Origin of the sequence: Rahnella contaminans (assembly GCF_011065485.1) — a bacterium.
Classification (GTDB): Bacteria; Pseudomonadota; Gammaproteobacteria; order Enterobacterales; family Enterobacteriaceae; genus Rahnella; species Rahnella contaminans.
On sequence record NZ_JAADJS010000001.1, the window covers coordinates 228,015 to 242,134 of the forward strand.

Below are 14,120 nucleotides of genomic sequence, written 5' to 3' on the forward strand. Positions count from 1 at the left end.
TTTTTGTACTAATTAATTTTAATCAGGATTTTTTGCGGAAATAATCCCATCAAAAATACCCTGTAATTCAACTGCTTGTTGGTCAAAAGTAGTGATGTTGTTACTTGGTAATACAACCTTGCCTTGAGCATAGCGGGTTGAGTAAATATCTAATGTTTTATTAATTGCTGCCAATAGTGCTCCCCCCTTATCTTCAAGCGGAATGATAAACCCATTTTCACCTTCGATAATATCTTCAGTGACACCACCGGCATCTGTTACAATGACCCAAACATTACGGATTAAAGCTTCGCGAACCGTAAGGCCAAAACTTTCCTTCCACTGGGTAGGGAAAAGTAATACATCAATATTAGCGAAGAAATCATCGATGTTAGCCTGGGTGTACCCAGGTACTAAAAGGGTATTCTCAAAGAAATCAAGATCAGATTTTGTGAAGGAGGAATACCCCAGGTTCGTTGTATTGTCGACAATACTAAGACTGACGTTTTGATCAGTAAGCTTAGTGAATGCTTTTCGGATGAGGTGGAAACCTTTAACCTCGGTATTACCACCGACATAGCCAAATCTCAGAGTGCTACCACAACGTATATGCTCTGTGGATTTAGGTTTCAAAACCCCATTCTTATTAATAATGACATCTTTAAAACCATTGGCAATATGGAAATCAGCAAAATACTTACTCGGTGATAATATAGCAGCGGCTGTATTTAGAGTGCCTCTGACTCGCTTCTCTCGCAGGAAATGCAAATGCTTGTTAGCTATATTCCCTGTCTCGCGCTCGGCATCAATCATTGCCTGACCAACATAAACACCATTTTTGTCAATCATGAATTGGTTGGTGCTTAGCCACCATGCATCGTGAAGAGTAACCACGTGAGGAATATTAAATTGATTACAGACGTCCAGCATACTGACACCCATTCCCTGAATACAGTGGAAATGAACAATGTCTGGTTTGGTAACTTTTACAATGTCCTTAAATACGGAAGTGATATTTTGATTATCAAAGCTTTCTCTGGAACTTAAATTATCCGGTATGCCAATGCCAAATGCATTCATTCCATCAGTTTCATAGCGTTTACATTGGTAAGATGCTATGTCGCGGTCAGAGAATGCAGTGACAACATGCACAATTTTACCGCTATCGCGAAGCTGTTTGTTAATTTCCTGAGCAACTATCGTTGCGCCACCGAATGAACGTGGGGAGTAATAACAGTTCACAGACAGAATGGTTTGTGGTCTTTTTTCTGTAAAAATATGGTCAATAAAAGGCTGAACCTGATCTTGTGCAATACTCACTGGTGAATAATGAGACATTACATTTTGATAGGCTTTTTCACCGATAGTAATACGCTTTTGTTTATCTTCAATTAACGAACTGAATGCGTGGATCCATTCAGATTCACTTTCACAAAGATAACCATTTTCTTCATGTGTAATAGCCTGGGTAAATGCCGAGCGTGGTGAACATATTGAAGGTATATGAAGTGATGAAGCTTCAATATATTTAATATTACTTTTCGAGTCGTTAAAAATATAGTTTTCCAGAGGTGCGATGCTAATATCGCATTCAGAGAGCAATACCAAATACTCTTCATATGTACAGGTAGGGAAAAACTCGATCTGCGTGATATATTTTGATAAATAATCCGGCAGATCTAACTGGCCGATCACTCTGAATTTCGTATTAGGATATTTTGCCAAAACTGCTGCGATAGCAGGCGCCGCCTCTTCAAAGTCAATATTATGTGTATTAGTGCCTGACCCATAGACTATACGTACATATTCATCGGATTTAGTGGCACTTACATCTGAATTATTGATCTTATCGGCCGTCACCATCGTTTGGTTATCGAGCGCGTTCTCGATGATTACCACATCTTTTGCTCCTGCTTCCTGCATTGCTTTTGCCAAGCCGGGAGTCGATGCAATACCACCATCACACGCCAACATGGTGCTGCGGTAAAGGGTAGCACCATTAATGAGGTCTTTTAAAACTGTAGAATCAAGGCCTTTAAGCGTTTTACTGTTCCTTAGTATCTCTTCATCAAAAATCAGGTCATCTACATCCCAGTAGGTCTTAATGTTGAGTCTTTTCGCTTCTGAAATCACGTGCATGACACTTTCGAAGCCAGGAACTCGGTAGAAAATAACTACGGAGTGGCGCTGCAATGCTTCGAAAGCTCCGGCGATATCATTCCAGTCAAGAATATTGCATTCATACCCTCGTTGGCGGAACATTTCTTGTTTTTGAAGTACGCGATATTTTTTGCATTGAGGAATACTGAGTTCCCCAATGATTAGTACCCGCGGTGCTAAAATCTTTTCAGCAGGTAACGTAATCTGCTCTTTTAAAATAGGATAAGTTGGATGAACAAAGTTTTCTGATGGCATGTGATGCGCAACGGTGCGCAAACGGCTGCGAATGCCAGCAAGGCCGTCCCGGCGATAAACGCCGACTGCTTTTCTGAATGTGCTGGATATGCCTCCACCTCTTCTAATAGATGGTCCAATTAATCGAGTCAACAATTTCGCTCTACGCAGGCTAGTGAAAAACCAACGAATAGGTTTAGTAATCTTCCAGCTTTTCGATTTCCAGATTTCATTGATCTGTTTTTCTAAATCAATGATTCGGCTCTCAAGTTGAGATACGCGGTTTTGCAGATGGCTCGCAGTAGAATTGGCGGTGTCGAGCAAATCATGCAAATCCGCATTATCAGCCAAGACTTCGTGACATTTAGTCTGAATCGTATTGTTATCAGTTCTTAGCTGTTCTAATTCATGTTGACTTTGCTCATGCCTTGCCGTCAGATCAGCTAAACGCTCGTTCATCTCAAGCCATTCCGCTGCTGGGGAATGAAGCATGGTTGACCAGATATTATCATTCTGCGGGGGGGAGTTAAGGAAAGTTTTGTGGTAATTCTTGTTACCGACAACAACGGACTCTTCGACGCCAGCGATGTATCGCTCTCCGAGAATGTTGTGCTCATGACCTTTTTTCCGGACAACGCAGATCGAGTTTATGAACTCAACGGAATGAATCTGCGATAAAAGCTCATTGTCGATGTCAACCTGATAATGTTCTTTAAATTCATCAAGCACACTTCCTGATGCTCTATCAACACCCCAGTGCTCATGGTTAATGATATCAACCAGTCTTTTGAAGAATGAAATGGAAGAGTAGGGATGGTAAATACCACCTTCATAATTCTCCCAATAGCTGCAATGTAGATCTTCAGCAATAAATACACCACCATCTTTGATCGTGCCGAAGTATTTGCAAAATGCACGGATTATATCAGGTGAGGTATGTGACCCATCATCAATCACAATATCGAAATCAGGCTGAAAACTGGTGATTTTTTTGCTAGTACTTTCTGATGTGGCATCTCCGACAAATACGCTAATGCGAGGATCTGTATATGTAAGGTTTCCACATAATTCGTCAATGTCGCAGCCAATGATTTTTTCCGCTTGAGCAAAATAGTTTGACCAAGCTTCAAGCGAACCGCCATTTTGAACACCAATCTCCAGCATGGTGACTGCTTTATTACGATAGGGAGCCATGATGTTATCGTAAGCATCAAAGTAAATATTCCATTTGTCTGAAATTTTACCTGTGCTTTCTTCGTACAACTTGTAAAGTTTTTTCATACTATGGCTCTCAGATCAACTTTTGAAAAACTAATGCCTACCAGTCCCCAGCGTACTTTGCTTGAGGAGACATTTATAATAAGAGCATCATGCAGGAAATGATGCTGAACATGATCATGTATATCGCCATTAGCAAGTGATGCCATGACGACATATTGTCCGTTAGGCAGCATGGGAAGTTTAAATTTAAATTCTCCCTCGATACTTTGCCCAGGTTCAACTTCTTTTGGACTTAAATTGGTGAAAGGAAGTGTATTCTCACCAAATAAATCCTGACCTAATCTGTCTTTGACAATAAAGCCCAAAATAGGGCGGTCAAAATAGGTTTCAACTCTGGCTTTGATTACCAACTTGACGGATTCTCCGCCCTGATAAACTGTTTTAGTTTCATTGTTGTAAGTGGTCAATTCGACAGCGGTAATCTCTCCGGCACCACTTTTCCAGCCATTCGCTTGACTTAGATTATCCGTAACCTTAATTTTACTTTCGTAATCGATAAGTATTGGTTCATTAGCTTCAAAAGCTTCGTCGAGAGCCTGATTTGCATTTTGAGTAGATTCCGCCAATGCCTCAAGTTTTGCATCCTCACCATATACTTCCTGCAACGTGTACTGCAGGTAATCTTCCGCAATTTCCTTAGCAGAACCCGTTTTAACTAAATCACCTTTGTGCAACCAGACCGCATCCTGGCAAAGATTCAGCACCGAGTTCATATCATGGCTAACAAAAATCAGGGTACCCGTTTCTTTGAATTTACGGATGAAGCGCATGCATTTTTGGGTAAATACGGCATCTCCCACGGCAAGTGCTTCATCGATGACCAGAATATCTGCATCCACATGCGCAATAACAGCAAACGCCAGGCGTACGTACATACCACTTGAATAGTTCTTAACAGGCTGATCAATGTGCTCGCCAATGTCGGCAAAAGTTTCGATTAAATTGAATCTTTTAGTCACTTCCTCTCGACTTAATCCGTAGAGCGATGCCGCCATATAAACGTTATCACGCCCTGTAAACTCAGGGTTAAAGCCGGCACCCAATTCAAGAAGCGCGGCAACCTTTCCGTGGACAGTGACATTGCCAAGTGTAGGATTTAACGTGCCACAAATCATCTGCAGTAGTGTGGATTTGCCGGAACCATTGCGGCCAATGATACCCACAGTTTCACCTTTGCGTACCTTAAAGGAGACGTTGCGTAATGCCCAAAATTCTCTAAAGAAGTTTTTGCGGCCACGGAAAAATATTTGCAGCAGCCGGTCACGAGGTTTTTCGTAAATTTGATAACATTTACCCAAACCTTCTACGCTAATGGCAATCTCTTCTGTGCGGAGATCAATATCCGAAGTCAGAACGTCAGCCGTAGAAATTATAGAATTACAAGACATCGGCAAACCCCTTTCTTGTCTTTTGGAACCAGGCAAAACCCAGCCAAGCTACCAAGCTGCAAGCAGCAAAATATATGCAGAAGGAACTGATTTTTGGAATACCACCGAAGTAGAGGATGTCGCGCATTTCTGCGATAGCAGGTGCCAGTGGGTTCATTTTCAATAATGGACGATATTGTTCTGGCAATGCTTCAATTGGGAAGAAGATTGGTGATAAAAACATCAAAACAGTGGTAAGTACTGCAACAAGTTGGGAAACATCGCGTAAATAAACGCCTAAAGAGGCCAGAGCCCAGCTAACACCTACGGAAAGAAGGACTAATGGAATGATAGTTATCGGCAGCAGAAGAATGGTTAAATGAGGAACACCGACGACGAAAACGTAAAATATCACCCAAACTACGACGCTGATCATTGCATGAAATAATGCTGAACCCACCGCGACCCAGGGAAGGATTTCTAACGGGAAAACAACCTTTTTAACATAGTTAGCATTGGCCAGTACCAAACCTGGCGCACGATTGAAACAGTCTGCAAATAAATTGAAAACAATAAGTCCTGCAAAAAGTATCAATGCAAATTCAGTTTTTGACTGCCCACCCCCGGCCCATCTTGCATTAAATACAACACTGAACACGAAAGTATAAACTGCAAGCATAAATACAGGGTTAAAAAATGACCAGAGAATGCCCAGCATTGAGCCTTTATATCGGCCAATAACTTCTCTTTTAACCAAATTATAAATTAATGCTCGGTTGCGTACAGCGCTGGCCACGAATTCCCGTGGGGACGCATTGAAAGATTGCATCAGGCAACTACCTCATTACTCATAAAAAACCTCACTATGCTTCTACTGTAGGGATTTCTTAATAGACAACACTTTACCCTTAGCCGGTAATTTTAACCCCAAAGTTGGGCTAAAGGATACATGCCTTGTATTGGTTTATCCCCTCAGATTAATCTAACTTGTCGCGCCGCTTAATGGATGGGGGGCTTTCATGCGTATTGCCTAAAAATGCGGCTATCAAAGGCATGAATTTCTTCAGCTACGCTTAGAAGGTCGTTTTAGCTCTTTTTCACCTGCATTCCCCACATGTTACCGGTAAAGTGAAGTCGGCCTCTGAGAAAGGCGAGGCTGGTGGTTGCCGGTATGTGCGATCAGAATATTGTTATGGCTGCAATAGGTTCACCCTTTGCCATTCTCATGTACAATGCTTGTGTTCATTTGTATAGCTCAGTGCAGTTAAACTCACTGTTAACAGGGGTTTAGACTAAAAACTGGGCGATCAACTATTTCAGACAGGAGTTGCTAATGTCCAAACAACAGATCGGCGTTGTCGGTATGGCGGTCATGGGCCGTAACCTCGCGCTTAACATCGAGAGCCGTGGTTATTCCGTTTCCATTTTTAACCGTTCTGGCGACAAGACTGACGAAGTCATCGCAGAGAATCCGGGTAAAAATCTGGTTCCGCACTACACCGTCGAAGAGTTTGTTGACTCGCTGGAAAAACCACGTCGTATCTTGCTGATGGTGAAAGCCGGTGAAGCAACTGACAAAACCATCGCATCTCTGACTCCGCACCTGGATAAAGGCGACATCCTGATCGATGGCGGCAACACCTATTATAAAGACACCATTCGCCGAAACCGCGAACTGTCTGAGCAGGGCTTCAATTTCATCGGTACCGGCGTGTCCGGCGGTGAAGAGGGCGCGCTGAAAGGCCCGTCAATCATGCCTGGCGGTCAGAAAGAAGCGTACGCACTGGTGGCGCCAATTCTTGAAAAAATCGCAGCACGTGCTGAAGATGGCGACGCTTGCGTCGCTTACATCGGTGCTGATGGCGCAGGTCATTACGTCAAGATGGTTCACAACGGTATCGAATACGGCGACATGCAGCTGATCGCAGAAGCCTATTCCCTGTTGAAACAGTCCCTGAACCTGAGCAACGAAGAGCTGGCAACCACCTTCGCTGAGTGGAACAAAGGCGAACTGAGCAGCTACCTGATTGATATCACCAAAGACATTTTCACCAAGAAAGACGAAGAAGGTAAATACCTGGTCGACGTGATTCTGGATGAAGCGGCGAACAAAGGCACCGGTAAATGGACCAGCCAGAGCTCTCTGGATCTGGGCGAACCACTGACTCTGATCACCGAGTCTGTGTTTGCGCGTTATCTGTCTTCTCTGAAAGATCAGCGCGTTGCGGCTTCTAAAGTGCTGTCCGGCCCGGCTGTTAAACCTTTCACTGGCGACAAAGCTGAGTTCATCGAGAAAGTTCGTCGTGCTCTGTACCTGGGTAAACTCGTCTCTTACGCGCAGGGCTTCTCACAGCTTAAAGCGGCTTCTGACGAGAACAACTGGGATCTGAACTACGGCGAAATCGCGAAGATCTTCCGTGCGGGTTGTATTATCCGTGCTCAGTTCTTGCAGAAAATTACGGATGCTTACGCTGAAAACGCGTCCATTGCTAACCTGCTGCTGGCTCCGTACTTCAAAAACATCGCTGACGAATATCAGCAAGCGCTGCGTGATGTTGTGTCTTATGCTGTTCAGAACGGTATCCCGACACCAACGTTCTCTGCTGCGATCAACTACTACGACAGCTACCGTTCAGCGGTTCTGCCGGCTAACCTGATCCAGGCACAGCGTGACTATTTCGGTGCACATACTTACAAACGCACTGATAAAGATGGCGTATTCCATACCGAATGGTTGGATTAATTCGTTTAACGGTGTGCTGAAAAGCGCGCCGTTGCTTGCGTCATAAAAAAAGCCGCCAATGCATCAGCAAAGGCGGCTTTTTTACGTCTTAAAATTGACGTTATTTCTTATGACGCTGACGCAGGTTATCAATCACCGCACTCAGGTTCAAATCCTGATCCTGCAACAACACCAGCAGGTGATAGACCAAATCTGACGCTTCGTTTTTCAGCTCAAAGCGGTCGTTGACAGTGGCAGCAAGCGCGGTTTCCACACCTTCTTCACCGACTTTCTGTGCGATACGTTTGGTGCCGCTGGCATACAATTTGGCGGTGTAGGAGCTTTCCGGATCGGCGGTCTTACGCGAAGCCAGCAGCTCTTCCAGCTGATACAGAAATGCCCAGTCGGTTTCAGCAGGGTGGAAACAACTGTTGTTGCCTTTATGGCAGGTCGGACCCACCGGATTGACCAGCACCAGCAGCGTATCGTTATCGCAATCAGGCGTAATGCTGACCACGTTCAGATAATTTTCTGAGGTCTCACCTTTGGTCCACAAACGTTCTTTGGTGCGTGAATAGAACGTCACTTTGCCGCAAGATTGCGTAACGTTCAGGGCTTCCTGATTCATGTAACCTAGCATCAGCACTTCGCCAGACACTGCATGCTGGATGATTGCCGGCATCAGGTTATCGACTTTTTTCCAGTCGAGCTGACTGATTTGTTCGCCGGTCAGCAGACCGGTTTTTACTTCCTGATTACTCACAAGCGGATCTCCACGCCATTTTCAGCTAAATAGCTTTTCAGCTCGCCAATATTGATAATTTGTTTGTGGAACACCGATGCGGCCAGTGCGCCATCAACGCGTGCTTCGCGGAAAGCGTCGAGGAAGTGTGGCATTGTGCCCGCACCGCCGGAAGCGATGAGCGGAACATGGCAAACTTCGCGGATCATCTTCAGCTGTTCCAGATCGTATCCATTACGCACGCCGTCCTGATTCATCATGTTCAGCACGATTTCGCCCGCGCCGCGTTCCTGCACTTCCTTCACCCAGTCAATTGTCTGCCAGGTGGTCACTTTGGTGCGTGCTTCGTCGCCGGTAAACTGATGGACCTGATAAGTGCCGGTCGCCGCGTCGTGCCAGGTATCGATACCCACAACGATGCACTGTACACCATAACGGTCGGCGAGGCGGCTGATCAGCGTCGGGTTGGCGAGAGCAGGGGAGTTAATGGAGATTTTATCGGCGCCAAACTGCAAAATCTGCCCCGCATCTTCCAGGCTTTTGATCCCACCAGCGACACAAAACGGGATATCGATGACTTCTGCCACGCGCGACACCCAGCTTTTATCGACCACACGGCCATCGCTGGAAGCGGTGATATCGTAAAACACCAGTTCGTCTGCGCCTTCTTCAGCATAACGCTTCGCTAATGGCACGATGTCACCGATGATTTCGTGATTGCGGAACTGCACGCCTTTTACGACCTGGCCGTCTTTAACGTCGAGGCAGGGAATTATCCGTTTTGCCAGCATGAAATTGCCTCCGTCACATTGAATTTACCGTCGAGTAATGCCCGCCCGACAATCACGCCTTTCACGCCGCTGTCACGCAGATTGGCGATGTCCTGCAATGAACCGATACCGCCGGAAGCCTGAAAAGCAACCAGCGGAAAACGCGCGGTCACTTCACGGTACAACTCAACGTTTGAACCTGCCAGCGTGCCGTCGCGGGAAATATCCGTGCACAAAACGTGTTTCAGGCCGAAAGGCAGAAACAGTTCCACGATCTCTTCAAGCGTGGAACTGGAATTTTCCTGCCAGCCGCTGACGGCAACGTTTTTAGTGCCATCGGCAGCAATGCGGACATCGAGCGCCAGAACCAGGGCGTCTGCGCCGAAACGTTGGAACCAGCCCTGAACTTTCTGCGGTTCTTTAACCGCCGTCGAACCCACGACGACGCGGGTTGCACCGGCATTCAGCAAGGCTTCAATGTCCTGTTCGGTGCGGACACCGCCACCGACCTGAACCGGTACAGACACGCCCGCCAGCAATTTTGTCAGCAATGGGATCTGACGAGCCGCCGGATCTTTCGCGCCGGTTAAGTCAACCAGATGCAAAACTTCTGCACCTTGCTGCTGATAATCCTGCAAACGTGGAAGCGGATCGTTGCCATAATCACGTTGCTGGCCGTAATCGCCCTGATGCAAACGCACCACGCTGCCTTCGATCAAATCTAAAGCCGGGATAATCATCCTGTTTACATCTCCAGAAAGTTTTTCAGCAACTGTGCGCCCGCCGCACCGGAGCGTTCGGGGTGAAACTGCACACCGAAGAAGTTGTCTTTTTGCACGGCAGCACTGAAAGGCTCACCGTAAAGCGTTTGCGCGATCGTGTTTTCGCAAACCGGCATGGCGAATCCGTGGACGAAATAGAAGTATGCGTTTTCATCGATGCCACGGAATAAATGGCTGTCAGCGTTCGCTGTCACCTGATTCCAGCCCATATGCGGCAAAGGCAAACCGAGATCGGGCATACGGCGCACCGGCGTTTCAATGATCCCCAGCGTATCAATCCCGCCGTTTTCTTCACTGGAAGACGCCAGCAGTTGCATACCGAGACAAATCCCCAGCACCGGCTGTGTACAGGCTTTAATCAGTGCAATCAGTTCGCGCTGTTCGAGTTGTTCCATTGCCGCCTGTGCGGTGCCGACACCCGGTAAAAAGAGCTTATCTGCCTGCAAAACAATTTCCGGATCACGGCTCACCGTCGGTTCAAAACCCAGACGCTGAACCGCATATTTCACGGAAGAAAGGTTGGCACAGCCCGTATCAAGGATAACGACGTTCATCACAGCACTCCTTTCGAGCTCGGCAATGTATTGCCATCGACACGAATCGCCTGACGCAGCGTGCGCCCGAATGCCTTGAACAGGCTCTCGACGCGATGGTGATCGTTCTTACCTTTGGTGCGCAGGTGCAGGGTACAGGCCATTGCATAGGACAGTGAACGGAAGAAGTGCTCGACCATTTCCGTGCTCAGATCGCCGACGCGCTGATAGTTAAACTCTGCCTTATATTCCAGGTGCGGGCGGCCGGAGATATCCAGTGCGCAGCGCGCCAGACATTCGTCCATCGGCAATACAAACCCGAAACGGCCAATGCCGCGTTTATCGCCCAGCGCCTTATTAATGGCTTCACCCAGCGCCAGCGCCGTGTCTTCAACGGTGTGGTGATCGTCGATATACAAATCACCTTTCACTTCGATGTTCATGCGGAAACCGCCATGGGTGGCAATCTGATCCAGCATGTGGTCGAAGAAGCCGACGCCGGTGCGGATCTGGCTTTCGCCTTCGCGATCCAGCCAGACATCCACGTCAATTGCGGTTTCACGGGTCACGCGGTTCACTTTGGCATGGCGGTCGCGTTTCGTCAGTTGCCCGGCAATATTGGCCCAGTTCAGCGTATCGCGCTGATAACGCAGCCCGGCGATACCCATATTGGCGGCGAGCTGGATGTCGGTATCACGGTCGCCAATCACATAACTGTTGGCGGTATCGATGACGCCGCTTTCCAGATAAACCTGCACCAGTTTGGTTTTAGGCTTACGGCAGTCGCAGTGGTCCGCAGGCAGGTGCGGGCAAATCAGCACTTCATCGAAAACCACGCCCTGCGAAGTCAGGATTTGCATCATCAGATTGTGCGGTGGATCGAACGTTTCTTGTGGGAAACTGGCTGTGCCCAGACCGTCCTGATTGGTGATCATCACCAGCTTAAAGCCAGCGTTTTGCAGGGACAGCAGGGCCGGAATAACGCCGGGCTCCAGCGCCAGTTTGTCCAGACGGTCGACCTGGAAATCTTCCGGCGGCTCAGAAATCAGGGTGCCGTCACGGTCAATAAAGAGCGTTTTTTGAAATTGTGGACTCTGGCTCACATGTGCTCCTTGCGGGGGCTATTTTGTTTTTCATTAATAGAGGCGGCACCGGCACCGGGTAGCGCCTGCAATGCGGTAATGACGCGCTGGAGCTCTTCCCGGGTGCCGATAGTAATACGTAAGCAGCCGGAAAGCCCCGGTTGCTTATTCTGGTCACGCAAGATAATGCCCTGATCCCAGAGGTTTTTAAATGCTGCGGCAGATGCGGTAAAACGCGCCAATACATAGTTGGTATCGCTGGCAAAAACTGCTTCTACGCAGGCGCATTTCTCCAGCTCTTCCTGTAACCAGACGCGGTTTTCAGTCACTTCGGCCACACGCTGACGCATCAGCGCCAGTCCTTCCGGGCTCAGTGCCTGTGCGGCGATATCTGCGACCGGCGTAGATATTGGATAAGGCGCGATCACTTTCATTAATAAGCCGATGACTTCGCTGTTCGCCAGCGTGAAGCCGCAGCGCAAGCCGGCAAGCGCAAAAGCTTTCGACAGCGTTCGCAAAATGGTGAGGTGCGGATATTCCTGCAACCAGCCGGAAACGCTCGCCTGCGGGCAGAATTCGATATACGCCTCGTCCACCGCAACAATCGCGCGGCCACGGGTCATTTCCAGTACGGCGCGGATTTCGTCCGGGTCGATGATATTGCCGGTCGGGTTATTCGGGCTGCACACGTAAACCAGCTTCACACCGTCCAGCGCGGCTTCGATCGCCGGAAGATCCAGAGACCAGTCGGCTTTTGCCGGAACCGTACGGCCTTCCACACCAATGGTTTCAGCACTGACGCTGTACATGCCATACGTCGGCGGACAATAAAGGATAGCGTCTTTGCCCGGTTCGCAGAATGCGCGGATCAAAAGCTCGATGCCTTCATCCGCACCACGGCTGACCAGCACCTGTTCCGGATCCACACCGGCGTAAGCGGCGTAGCGGTTGATCACCCGTGCTGGCTGACATTCCGGATAACGGTTAAACGTCTGCTGCGTCAGTTCAAAATTTGGTGCGATGGCGTATTCATTGGCATTGAGCCACACATCACCGTTGCCACCCAGACGACGGGCGGACTGATAAGGCGTCAGTTCCTGCACATTTTTACGGGCCAGCGCCAGAGCGCTGAGATTCATTTCATTACTCATCAACGCGGCTCCTTCAGGGCATTTACACGCAGGGTGACTGCATTTTTGTGCGCAGTCAGTTGTTCAGCCTGTGCCAGTGTTTCAATCGTTTCCGCCAGCCCCAGCAACCCTTCCGGCGTTAACTGCTGAACGGTCATCCGTTTCTGGAAATCGGCCAGACCCAGGCTTGAACAGGTCGCGGTGTAGCCGTAAGTCGGTAAAACGTGGTTAGTGCCCGACGCATAATCGCCTGCGGATTCCGGTGACCAGTCGCCGAGGAAAACCGAACCGGCGCTGGTGATGCTATCGACCAACTGCTCAGGCTCGCGGGTTTGCAGAATCAGGTGTTCCGGCCCGTAGGCGTTGCTGATTTCGATACACTGCGCGAGATCTTTCGCGACAATCAGACGGCTACTTTCCAGCGCCTGACGCGCAATGTCGCTGCGCGATAACGTCGCCAGCTGGCGTTCAACCGCTTCGCCGACGGCCTGCGCCATTTTCACATCCGGCGTCAGTAAAATAACCTGGGAATCCGGGCCGTGTTCCGCCTGTGAAAGCAAATCAGACGCCACGAAATCCGGCGTTGCGCCGCTGTCGGCGATCACCAGCACTTCAGAAGGCCCGGCGGGCATATCGATCGCCGCGCCGTCCAGACTCTGGCTGACCTGACGTTTTGCTTCGGTCACATACGCATTGCCCGGCCCGAAGATTTTCGCCACGCGGGGCACACTTTCCGTGCCGAACGCCAGCGCCGCAATCGCCTGCGCGCCACCCAACTGATACACCTCTTCCACGCCACATAACTGTGCGGCATACAGAATTTCGTCGGCAACCGGCGGCGGTGAACAGAGCACCACTTTCTGGCAACCTGCGATACGCGCCGGTGTTGCTAACATTAATACGGTGGAGACCAGTGGTGCGGAACCACCCGGAATGTACAGTCCGACGGACTGAATCGGGCGGGTCAGTTGCTGACAACGGACACCCGGCTGCGTTTCGATATCCACCACGGCCAGTTTCTGTGCCTGATGGAAAGTATCGATGTTGCGCACTGCGTGCGCCATCGCCTGTTTAACATCATCGCCAAGACGCGCCGCGGCTGCTGAAATTTGCTCCGCGGTGACACGAAGATCCTGCACCTCAGTTTTATCAAAGCGGGCGCAAAACTCGCGCAGCGCACTGTCACCTTCACTGCGGACACGCCGCAGGATCTCGCTCACCGATTCAGTAATACGGTCGGAGGCAGAAATCGCCGGGCGGGTCAGCAGGTCGCGACGCTGCTGTGCGTCGCATTGCTGCCAGTCAATAGGCGTAGAGAACGCGTCAGGCTTCATGGCA

Annotated in this window: 11 protein-coding genes; 1 reads left to right on the plus strand and 10 read right to left on the minus strand. The window is 48.8% G+C overall.

The window, feature by feature from the left end; all coding sequences use genetic code 11:
- Positions 1–18: 18 nt before the first annotated feature.
- From GW579_RS01065 to GW579_RS01075, 3 genes are read right to left on the minus strand one after another with little or no spacing between them, the layout of a single operon-like run.
- Positions 19–3,654 carry a glycosyltransferase gene (locus GW579_RS01065; RefSeq protein ID WP_165057028.1) on the minus strand — a complete coding sequence of 1,212 codons (3,636 nt, stop codon included), beginning with the start codon at positions 3,652–3,654 and terminating at the stop codon, positions 19–21.
- The gene (locus GW579_RS01070) at positions 3,651–5,042 is read right to left on the minus strand and encodes an ABC transporter ATP-binding protein (protein WP_165057030.1); all 1,392 of its coding nucleotides are present in this window, start codon (positions 5,040–5,042) and stop codon (positions 3,651–3,653) included. Before GW579_RS01070 ends, GW579_RS01065 begins: the two co-directional genes overlap by 4 nt.
- Positions 5,032–5,850 carry an ABC transporter permease gene (locus tag GW579_RS01075; protein WP_165057032.1) on the minus strand — a complete coding sequence of 273 codons (819 nt, stop codon included), beginning with the start codon at positions 5,848–5,850 and terminating at the stop codon, positions 5,032–5,034. Before GW579_RS01075 ends, GW579_RS01070 begins: the two co-directional genes overlap by 11 nt.
- A gap of 504 nt (positions 5,851–6,354) precedes the next feature.
- Here GW579_RS01075 and gndA point away from each other — a divergent pair.
- Positions 6,355–7,764: an NADP-dependent phosphogluconate dehydrogenase gene (gndA, locus tag GW579_RS01080; RefSeq protein WP_165057033.1), complete on the plus strand. Its 1,410-nt coding sequence runs from the start codon at positions 6,355–6,357 to the stop codon at positions 7,762–7,764.
- A 100-nt stretch (positions 7,765–7,864) separates the two neighbouring features.
- Here the strand turns inward: gndA and hisIE are convergent, their stop codons facing one another.
- The 7 genes from hisIE to hisD are packed head-to-tail and all read right to left on the minus strand — an operon-like array spanning position 7,865 to position 14,116.
- Positions 7,865–8,479 (minus strand): bifunctional phosphoribosyl-AMP cyclohydrolase/phosphoribosyl-ATP diphosphatase HisIE, encoded by a 615-nt coding sequence (gene hisIE / locus GW579_RS01085; protein WP_165058661.1) that lies wholly within the window; start codon positions 8,477–8,479, stop codon positions 7,865–7,867.
- Positions 8,480–8,502: 23 nt separating this feature from the next.
- Entirely contained in the window at positions 8,503–9,276 is a 774-nt protein-coding gene (gene hisF / locus GW579_RS01090; RefSeq protein ID WP_152325845.1) for an imidazole glycerol phosphate synthase subunit HisF, read from the minus strand.
- The gene (hisA, locus tag GW579_RS01095) at positions 9,258–9,995 is read right to left on the minus strand and encodes a 1-(5-phosphoribosyl)-5-[(5-phosphoribosylamino)methylideneamino]imidazole-4-carboxamide isomerase (protein WP_165057035.1); all 738 of its coding nucleotides are present in this window, start codon (positions 9,993–9,995) and stop codon (positions 9,258–9,260) included. The genes hisF and hisA overlap by 19 nt, the downstream gene beginning before the upstream one ends.
- Before the next feature lie 5 nt (positions 9,996–10,000).
- The gene (hisH, locus tag GW579_RS01100) at positions 10,001–10,591 is read right to left on the minus strand and encodes an imidazole glycerol phosphate synthase subunit HisH (protein ID WP_152325847.1); all 591 of its coding nucleotides are present in this window, start codon (positions 10,589–10,591) and stop codon (positions 10,001–10,003) included.
- Positions 10,591–11,673, minus strand: a complete 1,083-nt coding sequence (hisB, locus tag GW579_RS01105) for a bifunctional histidinol-phosphatase/imidazoleglycerol-phosphate dehydratase HisB (protein WP_165057037.1) — start codon at positions 11,671–11,673, stop codon at positions 10,591–10,593. Before hisB ends, hisH begins: the two co-directional genes overlap by 1 nt.
- A complete protein-coding gene (gene hisC / locus GW579_RS01110) occupies positions 11,670–12,803 on the minus strand; it encodes a histidinol-phosphate transaminase (RefSeq protein ID WP_165057039.1) in 1,134 nt (377 codons plus the stop codon). Before hisC ends, hisB begins: the two co-directional genes overlap by 4 nt.
- Positions 12,803–14,116 carry a histidinol dehydrogenase gene (gene hisD / locus GW579_RS01115; RefSeq protein ID WP_152325850.1) on the minus strand — a complete coding sequence of 438 codons (1,314 nt, stop codon included), beginning with the start codon at positions 14,114–14,116 and terminating at the stop codon, positions 12,803–12,805. The genes hisC and hisD overlap by 1 nt, the downstream gene beginning before the upstream one ends.
- Positions 14,117–14,120: the final 4 nt, after the last annotated feature.

Bases quoted from the DNA above. Each gene is read 5' to 3' on its own strand.
- GW579_RS01065 (WP_165057028.1), bottom strand. From the start codon at position 3,654: ATGAAAAAACTTTACAAGTTGTACGAAGAAAGCACAGGTAAAATTTCA.
- GW579_RS01070 (WP_165057030.1), bottom strand. From the start codon at position 5,042: ATGTCTTGTAATTCTATAATTTCTACGGCTGACGTTCTGACTTCGGAT.
- GW579_RS01075 (WP_165057032.1), bottom strand. From the start codon at position 5,850: ATGCAATCTTTCAATGCGTCCCCACGGGAATTCGTGGCCAGCGCTGTA.
- gndA (WP_165057033.1), top strand. From the start codon at position 6,355: ATGTCCAAACAACAGATCGGCGTTGTCGGTATGGCGGTCATGGGCCGT.
- hisF (WP_152325845.1), bottom strand. From the start codon at position 9,276: ATGCTGGCAAAACGGATAATTCCCTGCCTCGACGTTAAAGACGGCCAG.
- hisA (WP_165057035.1), bottom strand. From the start codon at position 9,995: ATGATTATCCCGGCTTTAGATTTGATCGAAGGCAGCGTGGTGCGTTTG.
- hisH (WP_152325847.1), bottom strand. From the start codon at position 10,591: ATGAACGTCGTTATCCTTGATACGGGCTGTGCCAACCTTTCTTCCGTG.
- hisC (WP_165057039.1), bottom strand. From the start codon at position 12,803: ATGAGTAATGAAATGAATCTCAGCGCTCTGGCGCTGGCCCGTAAAAAT.
- hisD (WP_152325850.1), bottom strand. From the start codon at position 14,116: ATGAAGCCTGACGCGTTCTCTACGCCTATTGACTGGCAGCAATGCGAC.